Source organism: Streptomyces albipurpureus, from assembly GCF_023701525.1.
Taxonomy (GTDB): domain Bacteria; phylum Actinomycetota; class Actinomycetes; order Streptomycetales; family Streptomycetaceae; genus Streptomyces; species Streptomyces albipurpureus.
This window is the reverse complement of the sequence record NZ_JAMQAW010000026.1, coordinates 117016-141444: the sequence shown is the minus strand read 5'-3', so window position 1 is coordinate 141444 and position 24429 is coordinate 117016. Positions and strand designations below refer to the sequence as shown.

Genomic DNA, 24429 nt, shown 5'->3' with positions numbered 1-24429 from the left:
AGCTGTTCAGAGCCGTGTTGCTCAGAGCTGGTTGCCGACGAAGACCGTGAGGTCGACGAGGCGGTTGGAGTAGCCCCACTCGTTGTCGTACCAGCCGAGGATCTTCACCGAGTTGCCCTCCTGGACCATGGTCAGGGAGGAGTCGAAGATGCAGGACGCCGGGTCGCCGACGATGTCCGACGACACGATCGGGTCCTCGGTGTAGGCCAGGACGCCGGCGAGGTCGCCGCCCTCGGAGGCCTTGCGGAAGGCCGAGTTGACCTCGTCCTTGGTGACCTCGCGGCCCAGCTCGACCACCAGGTCGGTGGCGGAACCGGTCGGGACCGGGACGCGCATCGCGATGCCGTCCAGCTTGCCCTTGAGCTGCGGAAGGACCAGAGCGGTGGCCTTAGCGGCACCGGTCGTGGTCGGAATGATGTTTTCCGCGGCGGCACGGGCGCGGCGCAGGTCCTTGTGCGGGAAGTCCAGGATGCGCTGGTCGTTGGTGTAAGCGTGGATCGTGGTCATCAGACCGCGGACGATGCCGAAGTTCTCGTCGAGAACCTTGGCCATCGGCGCCACACAGTTGGTGGTGCAGGACGCGTTCGAGATGATGTGGTGGTTGGCCGGCTCGTACTTGTCCTGGTTGACACCCAGGACGATGGTGATGTCCTCGTCGCTGGCCGGAGAAGAGATGAGGACCTTCTTCGCGCCACCGTCGATGTGCTTCTGGGCGTCGGCCTTCTTGGTGAAGATGCCCGTCGACTCGATGACGATGTCGACGCCCAGCTCACCCCACGGAATGTCGGCGGGGTTGCGCTCGGACAGCACCTTCAGGGTGCGGCCGTCGACCGTGATGGTGTCGGCGGTGTGCGACACCTCGGCCTTCAGGCGACCCAGGATGGTGTCGTACTTCAGCAAGTGGGCCGTGGTCGCGGTGTCACCCAGGTCGTTGACAGCCACGATCTCGATGTCCGCACCCTGGTCCAGCAGCGCGCGGAAGTAGTTACGACCGATGCGGCCAAAGCCGTTGATGCCTACGCGGATCGTCACGAACCGATCTCCTCGTTGGTACGCCGGGTTTCGACGCCGGCGAGTTGTATGGGATGTCCCCGACCTCTTACGACCCTACCTCTCTGCACGGCCCGGGGTGACATCGGAGGGCCCGTACGTGGTGACGGCGGTCCGTACCCCCCGGTAGGAGGCTCGGACCGCCGTCGGTTGATCTTGTCTTGATCTAGCCGATCAAACTCAGCTACTCGCTACCGAGCGTCAACGGCGTAGAGCACTGAGCGCCTTGCCGATGAGCTGCCTGCGGTCGGTCGCCGCCGGTACGTGCTCCAGACCGAATCCGATGAGCACGGTGTCCTTGGTGGTGACCGCGCTCGCTGACGGGTACAGGTCCTGGCTGCGGACCCAGTTACCGCGCGCTGCCGGGCTGCCCGCGGGCGGTGCCGCGGCCGTCCAGGCACCGAGCGAGGTCTCGAAGCCCTCGGCGCCCTGCTCCCCGCCGCCGGTCACCAGCTTGGTGTCATCGACGAAGACGCCGCGTCCACCGTCGCTGGGGTCGGTGATGTAGGAGACGGAGACCTCGATCTGCTTGCCTGCGTAGGCGCTCAGATCGAAGGAGGCGGACCGCCAGCCGTCGGAGGGTCCGGTGAAGGAGTTCCAGCTGCCGGTGGTGCCACTCGGGGTGCAACCGCTGTTGCCGACGGTGAGGTAGTGCTTGAGATGCGGGTGCTGGTTGACGTAGAACCCGGCGTCGCACTCCGCGGGCACGGTGGTGCGGGTGCCGCCGTTCGCGTCGGGAAGCGTCGTCCAGTCGTCCTGGCCCACGGTGTGCACCTCGACCACCGCGTTGTCGTAGCCGGGCTCGGTGTTGAAGCTGAGCCGGAGGTTCAGCTTCGGGGTGTCGGCCGCCGTGGTGCCGGTCAGATCGACCGGGCGGGTGAGCCGGTTCCACGCCCCGTTGCGATGGGTGGCCGCCGCGTAGTACTGCCCCTCGTACGGTGAGAAGGGCATCCGTACGCCGAGGTAGTCACCCGCGGGGGCACTGCGGAACTGCGGGAACTGCGCGGGGGGCAGGGAGTCGGATGTGATGGTGTAGGCGCCCGCCGCGTCCAGGGGGTTGCCCTCGGCGCCCGCGAGTGCGGCTGCCGCGCCGGAGAGCCGTCCTTGGCCGGCGAAGTTCGTCGTACCGGCGAGCGAGGCCCGGCCCGACGCACCGAGGAAGTACTGAGCGAAGTCATCGCTGATCGCCCGGCCGAGGTTGGCGTTGCCGCCCGCCCGCTCACCGGTGGTGATCAGCTTGCCGCCCTCGTTGAGATAGGACCGTACGGACTTGGTGACCGCCCAGGAGGGTGCGGCGGCACCGGTGTACCAGACGGCCGTGGAGAAGTGGCTGAGCACTCCGAGCCGGTGCGGTACGCCCTGGGTCGCCACGTCCCAGACGACGCCGCGTCGCTTGTTGTCGGCGAGTGCCTGGGTGTACGCGGCGGAATGCCGGGCCGCGGTGGTGCCGCCCTCTTCGGCGACGACGAGGGTGTCCGCGCGGGGACGTTCGGCGACGGTGTAGGTGAAGGGTGTGCTGGAGGTGGATTTCCCGTCCTTGGTGCGTCCGGTGAACCAGACCTCGACCTTGTCGCCGACCCGGGCGTCCTCGACCTCGGCGCGGTACTCGTCGAAGCGGATGTTGTCCTCGCCGCCGTAGGTCTCACCGCCCTTCCACGCCTTGAGGTCCTCGTCCTGGACCCGACCGCCGTTGACGCGGTAGTTGAGCTCCTTGTTCCGTACCGACTTCCGGGCGATCACGGAGACTTCCTGGTCGCCGCCGCGGGCGTAGGAGACGGTGAAGGGGTCCGGAGTGAAGTCCGGGGCCTTCAGACCGAGCGAGGAGGCGGGCTGGTCGGGGTTGCTGGCGCTTTCGGCCAGCGAGAGTGCGAACGGGATGTTCTTGGCGAACTCCTGCTGGATCAACTTCTCGTCGTCCGGGAAGGTGAACACCGAGGCGCAGTCGGCCGCGTTCCAGGCATCGTTGGGATCGATGCGCGAGATGGTGGCGCAGGTGGACATCTCGGGGGTGTACATCATCATTCCGTTGACGTTGGCCGCGTGTCCGTCGGCCTCGCCGTTGGTGATGTACAGCTCGGATGAGACCTGCGGGCGGTAGCCGGGGATCGCCGGGTTTCCGGGGACTCCGGCGAGCGCCTTGTAGAGGACGTCATCGGGGGTGTCGGTGGCGACCTGCCATCCGACCCCGTACAGGATCAACTCGGCCGCGGAGTGGTAGTTGATGCCGTACTCGAAGCCGATGCGCTTCTGGAAGGCGTCGATGGCCTTGGTCTCGGGCTCGGAGCCGGGGCTCGCACCGCGGAAGGTCTCGTCGAAGGGGTCGGGGGACGAACCCTCGTTGTCGTAGCCCCACTTGTACGAGAAGTTGCGGTTGAGGTCGACGCCGTCGCCGGGGGCGATCTGGCCGTCGCGGTTGTTGTCGCGCAGATTCTTGCGCCACTGCCGCTCTTGGGGGCCCTTGAAGGTGTAGTCGTAGCCGTCGGGGTTGGCGGAGAGCACAAACCACAGTTCGGTGGTGTCCACGATCTTGGTGATCCGTGGGTCCTTGCCGTAGTTGGTGAGGTAGTGGTGCATCAGCCGCCGGGTGGTCTCCGGTGTGATCCACTCACGGGCGTGCTGATTGGACATGTAGAGCGTCGATGGCTTGCTGCCATCCCGGTATCTGTCGGCGCCCTTGCTGACCTTGAGGGCGAGGATGTCCTGGCCCTTCACGGTCTTCCCAATGCTGATGACCTTGGTGAGGTCGGGGTTGGCCTGTGCGGTGGCGAGGATCTCGCTCTTGAGGCCACCCGCCCCGCCGTAGGGGCGGAAGACACCGTCACCGGCGGCGGCCACCCGCTTCTGGGCCGCGGCGGAGATCTTGTGCTCGGTGACGCCGATGCCCTGCTGGCGCAGCTCACCGGCCTGCTGGTCGGTGAGGTACAACTCAACGGTACCGGTGCCCTTGTCGGGCACCTGGGTACTCAGTTCATGCCCGTCGGCGCCCGTCGCGAGAATCAGCGGGACCTGGGCCTTGGTGATCTTTGCGTGCCATACGGACAGCCCGTCGCCGCCGCCGTCCGGAGCCGGATCGGCTTGGGCGAGCGGAGCGACCGCCAGTGCGGCGGTCAACAGTGAAACGGCTGCCAGGATCGAAGTCGCTCTACGTCTCATAAGCCCCCCTTGCTGGTGTGTGCCAGGAAAGTGAACAGACGCCAGACTCATCAGCGCCCATGGCCATGTCAAGGTGGACGCACTGGTATATGAGAGCGGGACGTGACGGATGTGGCTCCTGACGGAGAACCAGAGGTGTTTCCGACAGGTCGTCGCGGAGGGCCGGGGACCTACCGAGGCCCAGTGCGATAGGCCCCCGACAGGGGGTTTCACGAGTGTCCCCCGTCGGCGGCCCGCCCCTGCCGGTGCCATCCGAAAGCAGCCGACAAGGCTGTCTCATAGTCGAACTGACAGATCGGCGGAGAAGAGGATCAGAAGGGTAGCCGCGGGAGTGCGGGCCCTGGCGGGGTCCTGTACGCATCCTTGCTTCGGGGTGCGGACTGGCAGCTGAGGTCCTTGGCGGGGAGTCTGCCCGTGGCCAGATAGTCGTCTGCCACCGCGGTCGCACAGGCGTTGGGGAAGCCGTGGTAGACGCCGTGTCCCGCACCGCCCCTGACGGTGACCAGCTTCGAACCCTTCAGGGCGCGTCGCAGACCTGTCCCTGCCGCAAGTGGGGTCTGTGAGTCCCACTCGTTCTGCAGGATCAGCGCACCGACGTTGTTGTCGATGGTGGTGGCGGGTTCGGCGTTCTTCCCCCAGAACGCGCAGGGCAGGATGTTCGAGGCGAAATCGCCGAACAGCGGATAGCGGGCCTTGTCGCGGATCGCGTCGCGCCGGTACTGCTCGGGGTCCTTCGGCCAGTTGCCGGTGTCACCGCAGGCTACGGACCAGGTGGTCCCGATGGAAGCCTGATCCACCGGATCCACCGGCGCGGGCTCGGAGACGGGAGCCGAGACCCGGGAAGCGGCCCGGTGGAAGTTCCGCACCGTCTCGGCTGCCTGTCGGACATCGAAGAAGACATGGCGGTGGGCGCGGATGTCATCGCCGCTGAACAGTTGTCCAGCCATCTCGACGGGCTGCCGATCGGCTTGGGCCACCAGGTCCCAGAAGGTCTGGCGGACCTTGGCCGGGGTGTTGCCGAGCCCGTAGGTGGACGCACGACGGGCGGTCCACCGCGACCAGTTGGTGAACGCCGGCTCGGCCCCCTCCGCCCACACCTGGAACATGCCCCGCCATACGCGCTTCGGGTCGATGGCACTGTCCAGCACGAATCGGTCCGAGCGCTGGGGGAACATCTGGGTGTAGACGGCACCGAGGTAGGTGCCGTAGGAGACTCCCAGATAGGAGATCTTCCTCTCCCCCAGGACGGCCCGGATCACATCCATATCGCGTGCCGTGTTGCGGGTGGTGATGTGCCGGATCGAACCGCCCTCATTCGCCCGGCACTTGCCGGCCACGCTCCGGGCCCAGGCCACATCGGTCCCGAACGTCTCCGGCTTGTAGGGGCGCATAAACCTCATCGCCTCGTCCGCGGTCAGTCCGCAGTTCACCGGGGTACTGCGGCCGACACCGCGGGGGTCGAAGCCGATCAGGTCGAAGCGGTCCTCGACCTTCCTCGGAAGGCTGTCCCGCATCACCAACGGGTCCTTGAGGCCCGAGCCGCCAGGGCCCCCGGGGTTGAACAGCAGCACGCCCCGACGCTGGTCGGTGACGCTGGTCCTGATCCGGGATATCGCTATCCCGATCTGTTTGCCGCTGGGCCGTTCATAGTCCAGGGGGACCTTGACGGTCGCGCACTGGAACGACGCGGGGGTGTCGGCGGCGCATCGTTTCCAGGTGGGTTTCTGTCCGCTGTACCGGTCCAGCGCGGGGGCGACCGCGGCGGCGGCCGGGGTGGCGGTGAGGGCGGGCGCCAGTGACACCATCACACTGATGGCGAGCAGGGGGGGCGAGGCGTCTTGACCGCGTACGTCGTGGCTGCATCCGGATGGAACCTTCCGGTCGACGGTGGGACACATCGACCCTGCCGTTCGCCGCACCGTCGGGGAATCCACCACCCGGACCGGGTTCCGTCCGCCCGCAGGGGGACGGAGGAGATCCCCGTACTGCTCCGGTTGCAGCGCTTATTTGCCCCGAAACGGCGCGAAAAAGCTCAACCCCCTTGCCGCTGCCTTCTCCAGGTAGTCACAACGGCTTCCCGGCGTTGCGGAAAGGTGGACGCCGGCCACTTGGCGTCCCAGGAGCGATGTGGGCTGCTTGCGGTCACGGGGTGGGTTGGTCCGGGGCGGATGCGCGGCGAAGCCCCGGAACCCGGGTCGGTTCTCAGTGTGTGGTGGTCGGGCTCTCCGTGTGTGGTGACAGCGGTCGTCAGACAGCGGCTCCTGGTCAGCCGACCATGCCGTCGGCCATCTCTTCGGTGAGGTTGCACTCGGTCCCGGGGATCCCCAGGTCCTGAGCCCTCTTGTCCGCCATCGCCAGCAGGCGGCGAATCCGGCCCGCCACCGCGTCCTTGGTCAGCGGTGGGTCGGCCAGAGCGCCCAACTCCTCCAGGGACGCCTGCTTGTGCTCCATCCGCAGTCGGCCCGCCGCGGCGAGGTGCTCGGGGACCTCCTCGCCGAGGATCTCCAGTGCCCGCTGCACCCGGGCACCGGCGGCCACTGCCGCGCGGGCCGAGCGACGGAGGTTGGCGTCGTCGAAGTTGGCGAGGCGGTTGGCGGTGGCCCGTACCTCGCGCCGCATCCGGCGCTCCTCCCAGGCCAGCACCGACTCATGGGCGCCCAACCGGGTCAGTAGCGCGCCGATCGCGTCGCCGTCGCGGACGACGACCCGATCCACCCCGCGCACCTCGCGCGCCTTGGCACCGATGGAGAGCCGACGGGCCGCGCCCACCAGGGCGAGCGCCGCCTCCGGACCGGGGCAGGTCACCTCAAGGGACGAGGAGCGGCCCGGCTCGGTCAGTGAGCCATGCGCCAGGAACGCTCCACGCCAGGCAGCCTCCGCGTCACAGGTGGCACCGGAGACGACCTGCGGGGGCAGTCCGCGGATCGGCCGGCCACGACCGTCCACCAGACCGGTCTGGCGCGCCAACTGATCCCCGCCGGCCACCACGCGAACGACATAGCGAGAACCGCGGCGCAGCCCGCCGGGGGCCATCACCATCAGCTCGGAGCCATGGCCGAAGATCTCCAGGATGTCCCGCTTCAACCGCCGGGCGGCGATGCCGGTGTCCAGCTCCGCCTCGATCACGATCCGTCCGCTCACCAGGTGCAGCCCGCCCGCGAACCGCAGGATCGCCGAAACCTCCGCCTTCCTGCAGCAGGTCCGGGTGACGGGAAGCCGGGAGATCTCGTCTTTCACCGCTGCCGTCATCGCCATGGGCCGATCCTTCCATGCATCCGAAAAATACGGTCGTACGCGGCGGCCAACAGTTCCGGGTCGTGCCGTGGAACTTTGTCGGGCGAGGCCACAGGGGCCAGCTCGACCGCGGCGCCGAGTCGCTCGGCGGCCTCGGCGAGCAAGGCGCGGTCGGGCACTGCGGCCTCGTCGGCCAGCACCACGTCCAGTGCGAGTTTAGGGGCGTGTCGTCCCAAAACCTCCAAATGACGCTGCGGTGAGAAGCCCTCTGTTTCGCCCGGTTGAGGCGCGAGATTGAGCGAGAGAACTCGGCGTGCCTTGGTCTCGACCAGGGCATCTAGCAGCTCGGGCACCAGTAGATGGGGAATCACCGAGGAGAACCAGGACCCGGGGCCGAGAACCACCCAATCGGCGTCAAGTACGGCGGCTACAGCTTCCGGCACGGCGGGCGGATCGCGCGGCACCAGGTGCACGGACTGCACCTCCCCCGGGGTGAGCGCGACGGTCGCCTGACCGCGTACGGTGTCCACCTCATGGGGGCGCGCCGGATCATGCCCTCGCACCAGGGCCTGGAGCTCCAGCGCCACCGCGGACATCGGGAGCACCCGGCCGTGCGCCCCCAGCAGCTTGCCGACCAGGTCCAGGGCCTGGACATGGTCACCGAGCTGCTCCCACAGGGCGACGATCAGCAGATTCCCGACCGCGTGCTCATGGAGGTCGCCGTGCGACTGGAAGCGGTGCTGGATCACCCGGGACCAGGTCTGGCCCCAGTCGTCGTCCCCGCAGAGCGCCGCGAGGGCCTTGCGGAGGTCCCCGGGAGGTAGCACGCCGAGCTCCTCGCGGAGCCGCCCGCTGGAGCCGCCGTCGTCGGCGACGGTGACCACCGCGGTGAGGTCCCCGGTGATCCGGCGCAGGGCCGCGAGCGACGCCGACAGGCCTCGGCCGCCGCCGAGGGCGACGACCTTGGGCTGTGCGCCGCGATTGCGCCCCATGACGGTCTGCGCCGATCTCCGCAGCCGCCGTAGACGCAGGGTGTTGACGCTCACTCGCGCCCCATGTCCCGGTGGACGACCACGGTCTCGACGCCGGCGGCGGAGAGCCGGGCCGCGAGCTTCTCGGAGGTCGCGACGGAGCGGTGCTTGCCGCCCGTACAGCCAACGGCGATGGTCACATAGCGCTTGCCCTCGCGGCGGTAGCCGGCGGCGATCAGCTGGAGCAGTTCGGTGTACTGGTCGAGGAACTCCTTGGCGCCCGGCTGGTTGAAGACGTAGTTCGACACCTCTTCGTTGCGGCCGGTGAAGGGGCGCAGCTCGGGGACCCAGTGCGGGTTGGGCAGGAACCTCATGTCGACGACGAGATCGGCGTCGACCGGCAGGCCGTACTTGAAGCCGAAGGACATCACCGTGGCCCGGAGCTCGGGCTCTTCCTCGCCGGCGAACTGGGCGTCCATCTTGGCGCGCAGTTCGTGCACGTTCAGGCTGGAGGTGTCGATGACCAGGTCGGCGTCGCCGCGCAGCTCGCGCAGCAGATCGCGTTCGGCGGCGATGCCGTCGACGATGCGGCCATCGCCCTGGAGCGGGTGGGGTCTGCGGACGGACTCAAAGCGGCGGACCAGGGCGTCGTCGGATGACTCCAGGAAGACGATCCGCCGGGTGACCTGCTTGGCGTCGAGGTCGGCCAGGGACTGGCGCAGATTGTCGAAGAACCGTCGGCCGCGGACGTCCACCACGACCGCGATCCTGGCCACATTGCCCTGGGAGCGCGCGCCGAGCTCCACCATGGTGGGGATCAGCGCGGGTGGCAGGTTGTCGACGACGAACCAGCCGAGGTCCTCCAGGCATTTGGCTGCGGTGCTGCGCCCGGCGCCGGACATCCCGGAGATGATGACCAGCTCGGGGATGGCCGCCTCGGCCGCTTCGCCCGGCTCGTTCGGGGTGCCCGTACTCACTTCTGCTGCTCCGTCTCCGTCGTGCTCGTTCATGAGGTGCTGCCCCCGTCGTTCTCTTCCATGATCTCTCCTGTCGCGGTGTTCACGGCAGGGGCGGCGGGTGCCGCCTGGGCTAGGGCAGCGACCACGGATTCGGCGGTCTTGCGGCCCATGCCGGGTACTTCGCAGATCTGCTCGATTGTTGCCTGCCGCAGGCGCTTGACTGAGCCGAAATGCTTGATCAGCGCCTGCTTTCGTCGGTCGCCGAGGCCATGGACGTCGTCCAGCGGGCTGGTTCGGATGCGTTTGGTGCGCTTGGACCGCTGATAGCGGATGGCGAAGTCATGGGCGGTGTCACGGACCCGCTGGAGGAGGTAGAGCCCCTCGCTGGAGCGGGGTAGCACCACGGGATCGCTCTCGCCCGGCAGCCAGACCTCCTCCAGCCGCTTGGCCAGTCCACAGACGGCGACATCGTCGATGCCCAGCTCATCGAGGGCGCGCTGGGCGGCGGCCACCTGGGGCTGGCCGCCGTCCACCACGATCAGCTGGGGAGGGTAGGCAAAGCGCTTGGGGCGTCCGTCGTCCTCGATCGCGGGGTGGGCAGGGCCGTCGACGGCCGTGGCCATGGCGGCGGAGGGCTCGGTGGAATCCGTACCCCCTGGGGGTTGCGGGGAGGTGGCGGTGGGGTCGTCGGCTCCGATCCACTCGCCGGTTCGGTCCTTCTCGGCGAGATAGCGGCGGAACCTGCGGCTGACCACCTCGTGCATCGAGCGGACGTCGTCCTGCCCCTGGCCGTGCCAGACCTGGGTGTCTCCGACCCGGCCCTTGATCTGGAAGCGGCGGTACTCGCTCTTGCGGGGCAGTCCGTCCTCGAAGACCACCATGGAGGCCACGATGTCCTCGCCCTGGAAGTGGGAGATGTCGAAGCACTCGATGCGCAGGGGCGCCCCGTCCAGATCGAGTGCTTCGGCGATCTCCTCCAGGGCCCGGGAGCGGGTGGTGAGGTCACTGGCGCGCTTGGTCTTGTGCAGGCCGAGCGCCTGCTGGGCATTGCGCTGAACCGTCTCCATCAGGTCCTTCTTGTCGCCGCGCTGGGGGATGCGCAGCGACACCTGTGCACCGCGCCGCTCGCTCAGCCACTGGCTGACGGTGTCCGCCGCCTCGGGCAGCGCCGGGACCAGGACCTCCTTGGGGACCGCTTCGCCGCGCTCCTCCCCGTACAGCTGCCGGAGCGCGTGTTCGACCAGACCGGCGATGTCCACGGCCTCGACCTTGTCGGTGACCCAGCCGCGCTGTCCGCGCACCCGTCCGCCACGGACGTGGAAGATCTGAACGGCGGCTTCCAACTCGTCCTCGGCGACGGCCATCAGATCCGCGTCGGTGGCGTCGGCGAGCACCACGGCGTTCTTCTCCAGCGCGCGCTTGAGCGCCCCTATGTCATCCCGCAGCCTGGCTGCCTTCTCGTACTCCATCTCCTCGGCCGCGGCCATCATCTGCTGCTCCAGGCGGCGGATGTAGGTGCCGGTGCGGCCGGCCATGAAATCGCAGAACTCATCGGCCAGTTCGCGGTGCTCCTCGGGGGTGACCCGGCCCACGCAGGGGGCGGAGCACTTGCCGATGTAGCCCAGGAGGCAGGGGCGGCCCTTCTGCTGGTGGTTCTTCAGGACTCCGGCGGAGCAGGTCCGCACCGGAAAGACCCGGAGCATCAGATCGACGGTCTCGCGGATGGCCCAGGCATGGCCGTAGGGGCCGAAGTAGCGCACGCCCTTGCGTTTGGCGCCGCGCATCACCTGGACCCGGGGGAACTCTTCGTTCAGGGTGACCGCGAGATAGGGGTAGCTCTTGTCGTCGCGGTACTTGACGTTGAACCGGGGGTCGTACTCCTTGATCCAGGAGTACTCCAGCTGAAGGGCCTCGACCTCGGTGGAGACCACGGTCCACTCCACGGAGGCGGCGGTGGTGACCATGGTGGCGGTGCGCGGGTGCAGGTTCGCCAGGTCCTGGAAGTAGCTGGCGAGGCGTTGGCGCAGGCTTTTCGCCTTCCCGACGTAGATCACCCGGCGGTGCTCGTCGCGGAATTTATAGACCCCCGGCGAGTCGGGGATCTCTCCCGGCTTGGGGCGGTAGCTGGAGGGGTCTGCCATGGCATCCACCCTACTTGCGGGGGCTGACAGTCCGGCCACGTCAGGCCCCTTGCGCGCGGGCGGCCCACCGGGCCGGTGCGGGGTGGGGCCCGGGCCCGAGACCGGATGCCAGCCGCCGACCGCGGCCCGGCGCCGGCCCGAGACCCGACGCCCGGCGGGCACGGGCGCGATGGGGAGCGCGGTGGACGCCTGTGCCGAGCCTCGCGCCCGGCCCGGAAAGCAGCGGTCCCGACGGGATCGGCGTGCCCGACGGGACCGCGGCGGCCCAAGGGGCGCCGATGTTGCTCAGGGGATGAAGCGGGCGCCCGCCACCACGCGGATGGCGGGCGCCCTGGGCGCTCAGGCGCGCCGGCGGAGCCGTACTGCCGTCACCCCGCACAAGGAAGCGGCGAGAACGGCGCCCGCGCCCACCGCGACCGAGGAGGCCGTGAGCACGCCACTATCGCGCTCACTGGTGGCCGTGGCGGTCTTGGGAGCGGTGGCCGGGGCGGGTGCGGCGGCCTGAGCCGAGTGGTCATAGCCACCCGCCACGCCCTTCTTGGCGTACGCAGAACCGGGGAGCTTGTCTGCGTACGCGGCGCGGACCCGGTCTCGGTAGGCGGCGAGCGTGGTGCCCTTGGTGCCGACCGCTCGTACCGCGTCCTCGTCGAGCGGGAGCACCTTGGCGCCCTTGCTGACGTACCAGGCGTCGATCTGCGGCTCCCGGAAGACGGTGCCGCCGGCGAGCTTGCTGGCGCCCAGTTGTGCGTAGCGGAACTCGTCGTCACCGGTGGCTATGTTCACCACCTGCCAGTCAGAGCCCTGCCGAGCGGCCCAGACCGAAGCCTTCTGGCCGTCGGACGAGACCGCCTGGGTGGCGAGGAACTCCAGCTGGGCGACGGATGCGCCCGCCTTGCCCGCGACGAACGCGGGCGACAGCGAGTACACGGGGACGGTCGTCCCCTCGGCCCGGGGAGCCGCCGCCGACCTCGCGACCGCCCCGTCCCGGGCGAAGAACCGGGAGAGGGTGTCGACGGTGGCGGGGGCGGTGGCCGCCTTACGTGCCGCGGCGAGGTCCGCGGCGGATGCCGTGGCGCTCGGTGTGCTGTCCGCGGCGGCCGTGGTCGCACCGGCGAGCATGCCGGCCGTCCCCAGCGCGACGCAGGCGGCGACCGACGCGGTCAGTCGTGGGGTTCTTGACGTCCGCTTCATCGCGCTCACGCCCCGATCCGGTAGAGCGAGTGGGTCCAGGAGTGGCTGCTGTTGTTGATGTACCAGGCGTGGGAGGCCCAGTTGTAGCGTCCGGCCGAGGGCCATGGATCGCCCCAGTAGACCCAGCTGTTGGCGGTGTCGTAGCCGTAGATCACATGCATATGGCCGCCACCGCTGGACCACTGGATACGGGTCTCGATCGGACGGTTGGCATTGACTTCGGTCTGGACCGTGGAGTAGTTCAGCCAGCCGTTGACGTAGGAGCCGGGTGAGATGCCCGCCCAGCGCAGCCCGGTCTGCACATTGCCGAGCGTGGCCTGGTTGTTGGGGCACTCGCTGTTCTGCGAGCGGTTGAAGGCCGCGTTGCAGAACTGGTTCTGCGAGTAGTTGCGGCCGTAGAAGGTGGCGATCGTGTTGCCGGCGGCGGCCCAGCACCAGTTGGTCTTGAGCTGTGCCTGCATGGTGATGTTGAGTCGCTTGGCGGCCAGTGCCGCCTGGACCGTACGGCTGTCGTCGGTGGATGCCGGCGCTGGAGCTGCGGCGACAGCCGACGACAGGGGAAGGGTGACAAGGGCGGCGAGAACTGCCGCCATCGCGGCAAGTCGTCTCCTGGTACTGCGCATCGCGGTCCTCCCTGAGGGATGGTGAGGGGTGGAGGAGCGCGTCCGGACGCTGCTGTTTGAGCATCAATCCTTGTCGCGAGCAGGTCAACACGCTTCAATGCGGTGGACATGGAGCTGTGAACACAACGGCCGGGGTGTGAATGCGTCCATCCCGCCCCACCAGGACAGCGGTGATCGTCCGCCCACCGGACGCACTCCGGTCGTGAACGTTCACTGGTCTCCGTGCACACAACACGCACATGCCAGGAGGCGCACATGGGTCATACCGAGGCCGATCTGGCTCAGGTGCTACACACCGGCCCGTTCCACCTCGCGCTACGGGCCGCACTCGCGGTGCGCGGCCTGCCGCTGCACCGCGTCCAGCACCATCTAGCGCACCGCGGCGTCAAAGTCGGCGTGACCAGCCTCAGCTACTGGCAGCAGGGGGCACGGCGACCCCAACGACCCGAGTCCCTCAGGGCAGTTCGGGCCTTGGAGGAGATACTCGAACTGCCAGGGAGCTCCCTGATCCGGCTGCTTGACGTCGGCGAGAACAGCGGCCGCTCCGATGTCGAGCGCCCCGCGGCCCGCTCCTACCGCTCGCTCCTGGAGGTCTCTGACACCGTCGAACGGCTGCTGGCCGATCTGGAAGCGCCCACCGACGGCGGACTCCATACGGTCGGCCACCACGAACGGGTACGGATCGGTGCCCACCGGGAACTCGTGGCCCGTGAATCCCAACATGTCGTACGGGCGCACCGCGACGGCATTGACCGCTATCTCGCCATTCACCACGGGGACCCGGGTTGTGATCCGGCGCGGGTGCGGGTGAGCGCGCTGGAGAACTGCCGTATGGGACGGGTCCGCTGGGAAGCGGAGACCGGGGTGGTCATCGCCGAACTGCTCTTCGACGCCCGGCTACGTGCGAGCGACACCTATCTCTTCAGCTACGGCTTCGAGGACGGTACGGGTGGCGCGAGCGGCGAGTACGTACGGGGTTTCACCTACGCGGGCGGGCAGTATGTGCTCCAGCTGGCCTTCGACGACGGCGCCCTACCGGTGCGCTGCCGTCGATTCGCCCAGGCCACCACGGGTGCGCCACGAGGGGCGCGAACGGATCTCACACTCAGCGGTCGACACCGTACGGTCCATCTGGTGGAGCAGGGGGTACGGCCGGGGATACTGGGGATCGACTGGGATTGGGACTGAGTCTCCGCCGAGTCTCCGTGGTCGGATCGGCATCCCTCACCCCAGGCCCAGGGGCGAGGCTCTTCGCGCGCAGCGCGCCGAGGGGCACCCGTTCGCGGGGGCACGGGGTGCGCTCCCGCCCGTCCCGGTGATCAGGCGTCGGGGCCGGCGATGAGATTGCCGTTCTCGGCCTTGATCTGGACCTCGGGGAGCGGCACGGTGGCCGGCCCCTGAAGTGCCTTGCCGGTGGTGACATCGAACCGGCTGCCATGGCACGGACAGTTGCCCTCGTTGGCCACGATCTTGTCGAGCACACATCCCGCGTGGGTGCACTGGGCGCTGAACGCCTTGTACTGCCCCTCCGCCGGACAGCTCACCAGGAGACGCTGCTCACGGTAGAGCTTCGCCCCGCCGACGGGGACCGCGTCAGCCGCGCCCAGATCCACGGCCTCGGTCGGCACGGGGTCCTTCGCATGCCCGAGCTTCGACTCGGTGGAACAGGCGGCGGCCCCCAGACCGGCGGCCCCTGCGAGGGCAGCGCCTTTCAGCACGGTGCGGCGGGCGGCTGGGGAGTGGCCGGGCATGAGAACTCCACTGGTCAAAGCATGGGGGCATGGCGCATGGGGCGGGTGTCTCGCGGTGGACCGGGTCGGCGATCCGGCCGTAGCGACAGAGCCGACAATACCGACGGCGAGGTGTCGACCGTTGAGCGGGCTCCCTCCGCGGCCACTGAGCCATGGGTTACGTTCGGTCGGTGATCGTCGTCGCCGGAGAGTCCCTGATCGACCTGGTCCCGCAGCCGGGGGGCGAAGGGCGCCCGCCTGGGGGTGAGAGCCCCCCGCCCGGGGGCGGGGGGTTGCCGACGCTGCTGCCCCGTCTCGGCGGCGGGCCCTACAACACCGCCGTGGCACTCGGCCGTCTTGGGGCACGGGCGATCTTCTGCTCCCGGATCTCGACGGATCGCTTCGGGGATGCGCTACTCGCCGGAGTACGCGCTGCCGGTGTGGACACCTCCCTGGTCGTACGCGGCCCCGAGCCCACGACACTCGCCGTGGCCACGCTCGGGGCGGATGGTTCGGCGGGATACGGCTTCTACGCCGAAGGCACCGCCGACCGTCTCTTCGAGCTGCCTCCACCGCTGCCCGACGGGGTGCGCGCGGTGGCCTTCGGTACCTGCTCACTGGTCCTGGAGCCAGGGGCGAGCGCCTATGAGGCACTACTGCGGCGGGAGGCAGGGCGCGGGCTCCTCACCCTGCTCGACCCCAATGTGCGGCCCGGCCTGATCCCCGACCCGGACGCCTATCGCAGACGATTCGCCGGATGGCTGCCCCAGGTGTCGGTGCTGAAGCTGTCGGAGGACGATGCCCGCTGGTTGGGAGGTGTGCCCCAGGGGCCGCTGGCCGTGGTGCTGACCCGGGGCGCGGCGGGTTTGAGCGTGCGGACCCGGGAGGGAGTGGAGGTCTCGGTGCCGGCCGTTCCGGTCGACGTCGTGGACACCATCGGAGCCGGCGACACGGTGAACGCGGCTCTGCTCCACGCTCTGGCCGCGCGTGGTGCGCTGGCACCTGAGGCACTGGGGAGGCTCGGAGCGGACGACTGGCGTGGGGTCCTGGACTATGCCGCTCGGGCGGCGGCGGTGACTTGCTCCCGCACGGGAGCGGAGCCGCCCTATGGGAGGGAGTTGGGGTAGTTTTTTGGGTTGGGCTCTTGCACTGGGGGTCCCCTGGGCGGGGGGCCTGTGCTCGGGCCTTGGGCCTTGGGCCTTGCACTGGGGTCCCCTGGGGGGCCTGTGCTCGGGCCTTGGGCTGGGCGGCCGCCGTCTTTGCTGTGCTCACCTGGGGTGGAGGGTTCCGTCCTCAAACGCCGGACCGGCTGAAGTCGGCCCCAGGCGAGGCGCTCGTTCCGGCAGAGGCTGCCTGTGCCCGGAAGCCTTGAGCACCCGGGCTCACCGAACCCACGGCAGATATCCCCACCTGAGGTAAAGGGTTCCGCCCTCAAACGCCGGACCGGCTGAAGTCGGCCCCAGGCGAGACGCTCGTTCCGGCAGAGGCTGCCTGCCCCGAAAGCCTTGAGCACCCCGGCTCACCGAACCCACGGCAGATATCCCCACCTGAGGTGAAGGGTTCCGCCCTCAAACGCCGGACCGGCTGAAGTCGGCCCCAGGCGAGGCGCTCGTTCCGGCAGAGGCTGCCTGCCCCGAAAGCCTTGAGCACCCCGGCTCACCGAACCCACGGCAGATATCCCCACCTGGGGTGAAGGGTTCCGCCCTCAAACGCCGGACGGGCTGGGGTGGGGCCTAGCGGGGGCTTTCTTTTTGCTGGGGGCTGTTGGTGCGGGGGCCTTGGGGTGTCCGGGCTAGGAGCTTGTCTTGGTGGGGGTTGGGGGGTGCTATCGGGGGTGACTCCTCAGCGTCGACGGCCCGAAGCCACTTTGATCCGGCATGCGGGTCTTGCCGTCGATCGCTTCCGGGGACACCCCCTGCGCGCCCCCATCCGACACCTGCATCCCCTGCCCTCAGGGTCCTGTCCTGTGGAGGAACCAGGGGACAGCCCCTGCGCGTGCCCACGCCGAGACTCGCATCCCCTCCCCACCTGGGCAGCTGCCCCTCGGAGGAACCAGAGGACAGCCTCTGCGCGCCGACAGCCGATGCTCGCCTCCCTTGGCACCCAGGTACCTGTCCTGTGGACGAACCAGGGGACACCCCCTGCGCGCGCCCCACGCCGAGACTCGCATCCCCTGCCACCAGGCCCCCGCCCTGTGGAGGAACCAGGGGACTGCCGCCGCGCGCCGACGCACAAGCCCGGCGCCACCTCGCCCGAGGGTCCTGGCGCCTGATGCCGGGAAAGGAACGACTGCGCGGCTCATGTCCAAGCCGGGCCGCCCCACCCCAAGGGGCCCGTCTGCGAGAGTCGGGGAATCGGGGAATGAGGACAACCGTGCGGCCCCACGCCCCAACCCGGGGCCTGCCCAGAGGCAACCGTCGCCAAGAGCCGAGGAAGCCATGAAAGCCAGGAACGGGGGCAGCCGTGCGGCCCGTGCCCGAGCCCGGTCACCCTGGCCCCGGGGATCTTGTTCTTGGGTGGGAGACCGGGGCGGGTGCGTGGCTATGGGGTAGCCACTGGGGAAGGGGGCTGGCGAAGGGCGAAGGTGCGGGCAGGCCCGTGCTGGGGCGCGAGGGAGTGGAGAGCCGGCCCTACCGGTGGAGGTGAATCCGCCGGTAGGGCCGGCTCAGGCCTGGTGGGATGCCGGTCAGGCCTTGCGGGCGCGGGCAGTCGTCTTCTGTGCGGCTGCCCGGGTGGTGGTTGCCTTGGCCACCGTCTTCTTGGCAACAGCCTTCTTGGCAATGGTCGCCTTGGTGGCCACGGCCTTGACGGGTGTCTTCCTGGGGGTGGACTTGGCAGCCGGCTTTCGCCCGCCGGATCGGATCTGCGGTAGCGCGTCGCTGACCTTCTCGGCGTCCAGGATGTCGCGCAGGAACTTCCCGGTGTGGCTGGTCGAAACTCCGGCCACCTCCTCTGGGGTCCCTTCCGCGACCACCAGGCCGCCTCCGTTGCCACCCTCGGGGCCCATGTCCAGGACCCAGTCGGCGGTCTTGATCACATCGAGGTTGTGCTCGATGACGATGACCGTGTTGCCCTTGTCGACAAGGCCGGAGAGCACGGTGATCAGCTTGCTGATGTCCTCGAAGTGCAGTCCGGTCGTGGGCTCGTCCAGCACATAGACGGTGCTGCCCGTGGAACGCTTCTGAAGCTCCGAGGCCAGCTTGACCCGCTGGGCCTCGCCGCCGGAGAGCGTCGGGGCGGACTGTCCAAGCCGGACATAGCCAAGACCCACCTCGTTCAGCGTCTTCAGATGACGAGCGATGGTCGGCACGGCCTCGAAGAAGCTCAAGGCCTCCTCGATGGGCATGTCCAGAACCTCGGCGATGGACTTGCCCTTGTAGTGGACTTCCAGGGTCTCCCGGTTGTAGCGAGCACCGTGGCAGACCTCGCACGGCACATAGACATCCGGCAGGAAGTTCATCTCGATCTTGATCGTGCCGTCACCGGAGCAGTTCTCGCAGCGGCCGCCCTTGACGTTGAAGGAGAACCGGCCGGGGAGATACCCGCGGACCTTGGCTTCCATCGTCTCCGCGAAGAGCCTTCGGACATGGTCGAAGACACCGGTGTAGGTCGCCGGGTTGGAGCGGGGCGTACGGCCGATGGGCGACTGGTCCACATGGACGACCTTGTCGACCAGATCATCGCCGTCGACCCGGGTGTGCCGGCCGGGCACCGACTTCGCGCCGTTGAGCTCGCGTGCCAAATGGGTATAGAGGATGTCGTTGACCAGCGTCGACTTACCGGACCCGGAGACTCCGGTGACCGCGGTGAGCACACCGAGCGGGAACGAGACGTCGATGTCCTGGAGGTTGTTCTCCCGCGCGCCGTGCACGGTGAGCTGGCGGGTGGGGTCCGAGGGTCTACGGATCTCGGGGGTGGGGATGGATCGCTTCCCCGAGAGGTACTGCCCGGTCATCGACTCCTTGTTGGCCAGCAGGCCCTTGAGCGGCCCGGAGTGCACCACCTTGCCGCCGTGCTCACCGGCGCCCGGGCCGATGTCGACGACCCAGTCGGCCACCTTGATGGTGTCCTCGTCGTGCTCGACGACGATCAGGGTGTTGCCCATGTCACGGAGGCGGACCAGGGTCTCGATCAGCCGATGGTTGTCCCGCTGGTGCAGACCGATGGAGGGCTCGTCGAGCACATAGAGCACCCCGACGAGTCCCGAGCCGATCTGGGTGGCCAGCCGGATGCGCTGGGCCTCACCACCTGAGAGGGTGCCGGCGGCCCGGTTCAGCGAGAGGTAGTCCAGTCCGACGTCGACCAGGAAGCGCAGTCGCTCATTGACCTCCTTGAGCACCCGCTCAGCGATCTTCTTGTCGCGGGCGTTCAGCTTCAGTCGGCCGAGGAAGTCGGCACAGTCGCTGATCGACATCGCGGCGACATCGGCGATCGACTTCTCCATCACCGTGACCGCGAGGACGATCGGCTTCAGTCGGGTGCCCTGGCAGGTCGGGCAGGGCACCTCCCGCATATAGCCCTCGAAGCGCTCCCTGCTGGAGTCGCTCTCGGCCTCCTGGTGCCGCCTGCGCACAAACTGGACGGCGCCTTCGAACGCGGGTGTGGTGTAGGCCCGCTCCCGCCCGTACCGATTGCGGTAGCGGACCTCGACCTGGGTCTTGTGCCCGTGCAGCAGGGCCTTCTTGGCGCGCTGGGGCAGCCCGCGCCAAGGCATGTCGGTGGAGAATCCGAGTGCCTGGGAGAGCCCACCGATCAGCCGGCCGAAATACTCCTTGGTGTGGCCGTGGGACCAGGGGTGGATCGCCCCCTCATCGAGGGACTTCTCCTCGTCGGGGATGATCAGCTCGGGGTCGACCTCCATACGGGTGCCGATACCGGTGCAGTCGGGGCAGGCGCCGAAGGGAGAGTTGAAGGAGAAGGAGCGGGGCTCCAGCTCCTCGAACGAGAGGTCGTCGTAGGAGCAGTAGAGGTGCTCCGAGTACATCCGCTCACGCTCGGGGTCGTCCTCGGGAAGATCGACGAAGTCGAGCACCACCATGCCGCCGGCGAGCCCGAGAGCGGTCTCCACGGAGTCGGTCAGCCGCCGCTTGGCGCTGTCCTTGACGGTGAGACGGTCGATGACCACCTCGATGGTGTGCTTCTCCTGCTTCTTCAGCGTCGGCGGCTCGGCGAGCTGGATGGTCTGCCCATCAACGCGAGCGCGGCTGTATCCCTTGGTCTGGAGATCGGCGAAGAGGTCGACGAACTCCCCCTTGCGCTCGCGCACCAGCGGGGAGAGCACCTGGAAGCGGCTGCCTTCGGGCAGCTCCAGCACCCGGTCGACGATGGCCTGCGGCGACTGGCGCGAGATCGGTCGACCGCACTCGGGACAGTGCGGCTTGCCGATCCGCGCGAAGAGCAGCCGAAGGTAGTCGTAGACCTCGGTGATCGTGCCCACCGTGGAGCGGGGGTTGCGGGAGGTCGACTTCTGATCGATGGAGACGGCCGGAGAGAGGCCCTCGATGAAGTCGACGTCGGGCTTGTCCATCTGCCCCAGGAACTGGCGGGCGTACGACGACAGGGACTCCACATAGCGGCGCTGGCCCTCGGCGAAGATCGTGTCGAAGGCAAGCGAGGACTTGCCCGACCCGGATAGCCCCGTGAACACGATGAGGGAGTCGCGGGGGAGGTCAAGCGAGACGTTCTTGAGATTGTGCTCGCGAGCGCCACGGACGATGAGACGGTCGGCCACGCCGGGTCCGCACCTTTCTAGTTGGATCGATCTTGGGAGGTCCTGAGGATCGCGGGAGGACAAGGGAAGTGAGGGTGGCTGCCCCCGGAGCCGGATCACTCCAGCCTTCCAGGGTAAGCGGACCGCCGACTAACGCGGCGAACCGCCGGAGAGAGGGAAGCCTGACAACCAAGGATGCCTTGCCTCAGGCTATAGCACGTACATTCGATTTACGGCCGCCGAAAGTCACCTTCACCCGATCGAGTGGTGGGACTATCGTCGATCCCATGATCGACCCCTTGCGTGACCTGGCCGCCCTGCACGATGCCACCGAGCGACTGCTCAGTGAGGTCAGCTCACTGAACAACGCACACCTGCTCGAACCGTCACGGCTTCCCGGCTGGAGTCGGGGCCATGTGCTCGCCCACCTCTCCCGTAACGCCGACGCGCTGGTAAATGTTCTCGAAGGCCGTCCGATGTACGAAAGCGCCGAAGCCAGGGACCGGGACATCGCGCGGGACGCCCCCCGGCCCCTCGCCGACCAGCTCGCGGACCTCCGGGACAGCGCTGCCCGCGTCCGGGCCGTGGGCGCCCTCCCGGCGGACTGGAACCGCAGGGTCGCCCTACGCAACGGGGTCACCGACTCGGCTTCCCGGGTGCCGTTCCGCCGGCTCGTCGAGGTCGAGCTCCACCATGTCGACCTGGACATCGGCTACGAGCTGGAGAAGCTGCCCGCGGAGTTCACCGCACGGGAGATCGCCTTCCTCACCGAGCGCTTTTCCGGCCACCCCGACATCCCGCCGGTCCGAGTCGTCTCGGCCGATGACGGCAGCGAGTGGTCCACGGGTGGCACGGCGGGTGAACCGGTGACCGTCGGCGGGCCCTCCCCCGTACTGCTGGGCTGGCTCGCCGGTCGTCGCGCCGGTGCTGAGCTCGCGGAACTGACCGTACACACCAACACCGCCGGCGCCGGGTTGCCCGCACTGCCCCCGCTATAGGCTGCCCACCATGACGTACAGCGGTGTGGTGAAGGTCGGCGGTCCCGCGGATGTGCATGAGCTGACCGGTCTGATGATCTCCAAGGTCGCGGTCGGTCCGATGGACAACAACTGCTATCTGTTGCGCTGTCGTGCCACCGGCGAACAGTTGCTCATCGACGCGGCCAACGACCCCGAAACCCTGCTCCAACTGATCGGCACCGACTCGATCGCCTCCGTTGTCACCACCCACCGGCATGGTGACCACTGGCAGGCGCTCTCCGAGGTCGTGGCGGCCACCGGAGCGCGTACCCATGCCGGAACGTACGACGCCGAGGGCATCCCGGTCCCCACGGATGTGCTGGTCGAGGATCTGGATGTGATCAGGGTGGGTCAGGTGGAACTGACCGCACGCCGTCTGGTGGGGCACACACCCGGGTCGATCGCCCTGATCTTCGACGATCCCCAGGGGCACCCCCATGTGTTCGCCGGTGACTGCCTCTTCCCCGGCGGGCTCGGCAACACCCGCAAGGACCCCGAGGCGTTCGCCAGCCTTCTCCATGACGTGGAGACAAAGCTCTTCGCACCACTGCCGGATGAGACCTGGATCTACCCGGGGCACGGCAAGGACACCAGCTTGGGTGCGGAACGCCCCCATCTACCGGAGTGGCGCGAACGCGGCTGGTGATCTGCCCACCGCCCGTCCCCGTCCAAACCTGCCCCGCCCGCGCCTCAGGGCGGCAGGGTCGCGGTCACCACCAGCCCACCGCCCGCACGGGGACTGGCCTCGACCGTACCGCCGTGGGCGCGCGCGACGGCTCGTACGATCGATAGGCCGAGCCCGGCGCCCTTGGAGCTGACCAGCCGGTCCTTGCCGAGCCTGCGGAACGGTTCGAAGAGGCTGGGAATGTCGTACGGGGGCACGGTGGGCCCGGTGTTGGAGACCTCGATCTCGGCGATACCGTCGGCGCGGGTGCGGCTGATGATCTGCAAGGAGCCTCCGCCGGCGGCGTTGTGGCGGATGCCGTTCTCCACCAGGTTGTGCACCAGTCGTTCCAGCAGCAGGGCATCCCCCGTCGTCAGGGCCTCCTCCGCGGTCTCCTGCACACTGATCCCGGCCCGCTGTGCCTCCGGGCCGATCTGCGAGACGACATGGGTGACGATGTCGGCCAGATCCACGGGGAGCCGGTCGGTGATCTCGTTCTCCGAGTCCGCGAGCAGCAGCAGCCCGCTGATGAGCCGTTCATGTCTGCTGTTGATCTCCAGCAGGTTCTCGCCCAGTTGCTTGACGTCGTCCGACGCCGATCTGCGGTGCATGGCGACCTCCACCAGCGCCCGTCCCAGGGTGAGCGGGGTCCGCAGCTCATGGGAGGCGTTGGCGACGAAGCGTCGCTGCCCGTCGAAGGACCGGTCGAGCCGCTCGACCATCGTGTCAAAGGTGTCGGCCAGGTCCTTCACCTCGTCATCGGGACCCTTGAGCGCGATGCGCTCATGCAGTCCGCGCCCGGCGGCCGGAGCGGCCGCGATCCGCCGCGCGGTCTCCGTGACCCTGAGCAGTGGGGCGAGCACCCGGCCCGCCACCATCCAGCCGAACACGGCCGCGGTGCCGCCGACCACCAGGAGCACAATGCCCCCCTGGGTGAGCAGCGAGGTGGCCGCTGCATCCTGGATCACCTCCCGCTGCTGTTTGAGCCAGACACCGGGCACCTCTCCCTGGACCGGATTCCCGTTCCGGTCCAGGGAGGTGCTCGGGGGTGTCTTCAGCGAGGGCGCGGCGGTGGGAGCGAGGCTCGGTGCCGAGGCGGTCCCATTGATCGAGCGTTGGACGATCTTGGTATCGCTTCGGTTGAGCTGCTGGTTGAAGAAGACGTAGACCGTCGCCAGCACCACCACCCCGGCGACCATGAAGAGCCCTCCGTAAATCAGGGTCAGTCGAGTGCGCAGGGGCATCCGGCGCGGGAGCCGTGGGCGTTTCGGGCGGGGCCGGTGGGGCTTGGTCGGGGAGGTGTTCATGGAATGCGGTACCCCGCTCCGGTGACCGTTTCGACGATGGGCGGTCCACCGAGCTTGCGGCGGAGCTTGAGCACGGCGAGCCGTACGGCCCCGGTGAAGGGGTCGGCGTTCTCATCCCAGGCCTTCTCCAGGAGTTGCTCGGCCGAGACCACGGTCCCGTCAGCGCGCAGCAGTTCGGCGAGTACGGCGAACTCCTTGCGGGACAGTGGCACATAGCGTCCGTCTCGGAACACCTCGCGGCGGGCCGGGTCCAGGCTGATGCCCGCTCTGCGCAGTACGGGCGGGACCGCGGGTCGGGAGCGGCGGCCGAGTGCGTGGACCCGGGCGGAGAGTTCGGGAAAGGCGAACGGTTTGGTGAGGTAGTCGTCGGCGCCGAGTCCGAGGCCGTTGACCCGGTCGGCGACATCGGCCGCTGCGGTCAGCATCAGCACCCTGGCGACCGTCCCGGAGTTGACCAGCGTGCGGCAGACGTCGTCGCCGTGCACGGCGGGCAGGTCCCGGTCGAGGACGATCACGTCGTAGTCATTGATGTCGGCGCGCTCCAAGGCTGCGGCGCCGTCGAATGCCACATCGACGGCGTGGGCCTCCTCGCGCAGCCACTCGGCGATCGCGTCGGCGAGCATGGGTTCGTCCTCGACCACCAGCACGCGCATCTTCCGGCTTCCTTCCCCTGGTCC

17 protein-coding genes are annotated in these 24429 nt (G+C 68.6%); 4 read left to right on the top strand and 13 right to left on the bottom strand.

Annotation, left to right across the window (positions count from 1 at the left end):
• Nucleotides 1-21: 21 nt before the first annotated feature.
• From gap to NBG84_RS21550, 9 genes are all read right to left on the bottom strand, one after another.
• Nucleotides 22-1032, bottom strand: coding sequence for a type I glyceraldehyde-3-phosphate dehydrogenase (gene gap, locus NBG84_RS21590; protein WP_250921193.1), 1011 nt, complete (start codon nucleotides 1030-1032; stop codon nucleotides 22-24).
• A 219-nt stretch (nucleotides 1033-1251) separates the two neighbouring features.
• Nucleotides 1252-4203 carry a M14 family metallopeptidase gene (locus NBG84_RS21585; RefSeq protein ID WP_250921192.1) on the bottom strand — a complete coding sequence of 984 codons (2952 nt, stop codon included), beginning with the start codon at nucleotides 4201-4203 and terminating at the stop codon, nucleotides 1252-1254.
• Nucleotides 4204-4514: 311 nt separating this feature from the next.
• On the bottom strand, nucleotides 4515-6101 hold the full coding sequence (locus NBG84_RS21580) for an alpha/beta hydrolase (RefSeq protein WP_250921191.1): 1587 nt from the start codon (nucleotides 6099-6101) through the stop codon (nucleotides 4515-4517).
• A 367-nt stretch (nucleotides 6102-6468) separates the two neighbouring features.
• Nucleotides 6469-7458, bottom strand: coding sequence for a DNA-binding protein WhiA (gene whiA, locus NBG84_RS21575; RefSeq protein WP_250921190.1), 990 nt, complete (start codon nucleotides 7456-7458; stop codon nucleotides 6469-6471).
• Nucleotides 7449-8429 (bottom strand): gluconeogenesis factor YvcK family protein, encoded by a 981-nt coding sequence (locus tag NBG84_RS21570; RefSeq protein ID WP_285367324.1) that lies wholly within the window; start codon nucleotides 8427-8429, stop codon nucleotides 7449-7451. The genes whiA and NBG84_RS21570 overlap by 10 nt, the downstream gene beginning before the upstream one ends.
• A gap of 50 nt (nucleotides 8430-8479) precedes the next feature.
• The gene (gene rapZ, locus NBG84_RS21565; protein WP_250921188.1) at nucleotides 8480-9418 is read right to left on the bottom strand and encodes an RNase adapter RapZ; all 939 of its coding nucleotides are present in this window, start codon (nucleotides 9416-9418) and stop codon (nucleotides 8480-8482) included.
• The gene (gene uvrC, locus NBG84_RS21560) at nucleotides 9415-11508 is read right to left on the bottom strand and encodes an excinuclease ABC subunit UvrC (protein ID WP_250921187.1); all 2094 of its coding nucleotides are present in this window, start codon (nucleotides 11506-11508) and stop codon (nucleotides 9415-9417) included. Before uvrC ends, rapZ begins: the two co-directional genes overlap by 4 nt.
• Before the next feature lie 339 nt (nucleotides 11509-11847).
• On the bottom strand, nucleotides 11848-12699 hold the full coding sequence (locus tag NBG84_RS21555; RefSeq protein WP_425608674.1) for a hypothetical protein: 852 nt from the start codon (nucleotides 12697-12699) through the stop codon (nucleotides 11848-11850).
• A gap of 5 nt (nucleotides 12700-12704) precedes the next feature.
• Entirely contained in the window at nucleotides 12705-13322 is a 618-nt protein-coding gene (locus NBG84_RS21550; RefSeq protein WP_250921186.1) for a papain-like cysteine protease family protein, read from the bottom strand.
• A 255-nt stretch (nucleotides 13323-13577) separates the two neighbouring features.
• Here NBG84_RS21550 and NBG84_RS21545 point away from each other — a divergent pair, with 255 nt between their 5' ends.
• Entirely contained in the window at nucleotides 13578-14510 is a 933-nt protein-coding gene (locus NBG84_RS21545; protein WP_250921185.1) for a hypothetical protein, read from the top strand.
• A gap of 131 nt (nucleotides 14511-14641) precedes the next feature.
• Here the strand turns inward: NBG84_RS21545 and NBG84_RS21540 are convergent, their stop codons facing one another.
• Nucleotides 14642-15073: a Rieske (2Fe-2S) protein gene (locus NBG84_RS21540; RefSeq protein ID WP_250921184.1), complete on the bottom strand. Its 432-nt coding sequence runs from the start codon at nucleotides 15071-15073 to the stop codon at nucleotides 14642-14644.
• A gap of 170 nt (nucleotides 15074-15243) precedes the next feature.
• Here NBG84_RS21540 and NBG84_RS21535 point away from each other — a divergent pair, with 170 nt between their 5' ends.
• Nucleotides 15244-16179 carry a carbohydrate kinase family protein gene (locus NBG84_RS21535; protein WP_250921183.1) on the top strand — a complete coding sequence of 312 codons (936 nt, stop codon included), beginning with the start codon at nucleotides 15244-15246 and terminating at the stop codon, nucleotides 16177-16179.
• A 1559-nt stretch (nucleotides 16180-17738) separates the two neighbouring features.
• Here the strand turns inward: NBG84_RS21535 and uvrA are convergent.
• On the bottom strand, nucleotides 17739-20783 hold the full coding sequence (uvrA, locus tag NBG84_RS21530) for an excinuclease ABC subunit UvrA (RefSeq protein ID WP_250921182.1): 3045 nt from the start codon (nucleotides 20781-20783) through the stop codon (nucleotides 17739-17741).
• A 266-nt stretch (nucleotides 20784-21049) separates the two neighbouring features.
• Here uvrA and NBG84_RS21525 point away from each other — a divergent pair, with 266 nt between their 5' ends.
• Together NBG84_RS21525 and NBG84_RS21520 are read left to right on the top strand one after the other, a co-directional pair.
• A complete protein-coding gene (locus NBG84_RS21525) occupies nucleotides 21050-21760 on the top strand; it encodes a maleylpyruvate isomerase family mycothiol-dependent enzyme (protein WP_250921181.1) in 711 nt (236 codons plus the stop codon).
• Between the two features lie 10 nt (nucleotides 21761-21770).
• Complete coding sequence (locus tag NBG84_RS21520; protein WP_250921180.1) at nucleotides 21771-22427, top strand: MBL fold metallo-hydrolase; 657 nt, start codon at nucleotides 21771-21773, stop codon at nucleotides 22425-22427.
• A 44-nt stretch (nucleotides 22428-22471) separates the two neighbouring features.
• On the opposite strand, the gene NBG84_RS21515 is transcribed toward NBG84_RS21520, so the two are convergent.
• Both NBG84_RS21515 and NBG84_RS21510 read right to left on the bottom strand, forming a co-directional pair.
• Complete coding sequence (locus tag NBG84_RS21515; protein WP_250921179.1) at nucleotides 22472-23752, bottom strand: sensor histidine kinase; 1281 nt, start codon at nucleotides 23750-23752, stop codon at nucleotides 22472-22474.
• Nucleotides 23749-24405, bottom strand: coding sequence for a response regulator transcription factor (locus NBG84_RS21510; protein WP_250921178.1), 657 nt, complete (start codon nucleotides 24403-24405; stop codon nucleotides 23749-23751). The genes NBG84_RS21515 and NBG84_RS21510 overlap by 4 nt, the downstream gene beginning before the upstream one ends.
• Nucleotides 24406-24429: the final 24 nt, after the last annotated feature.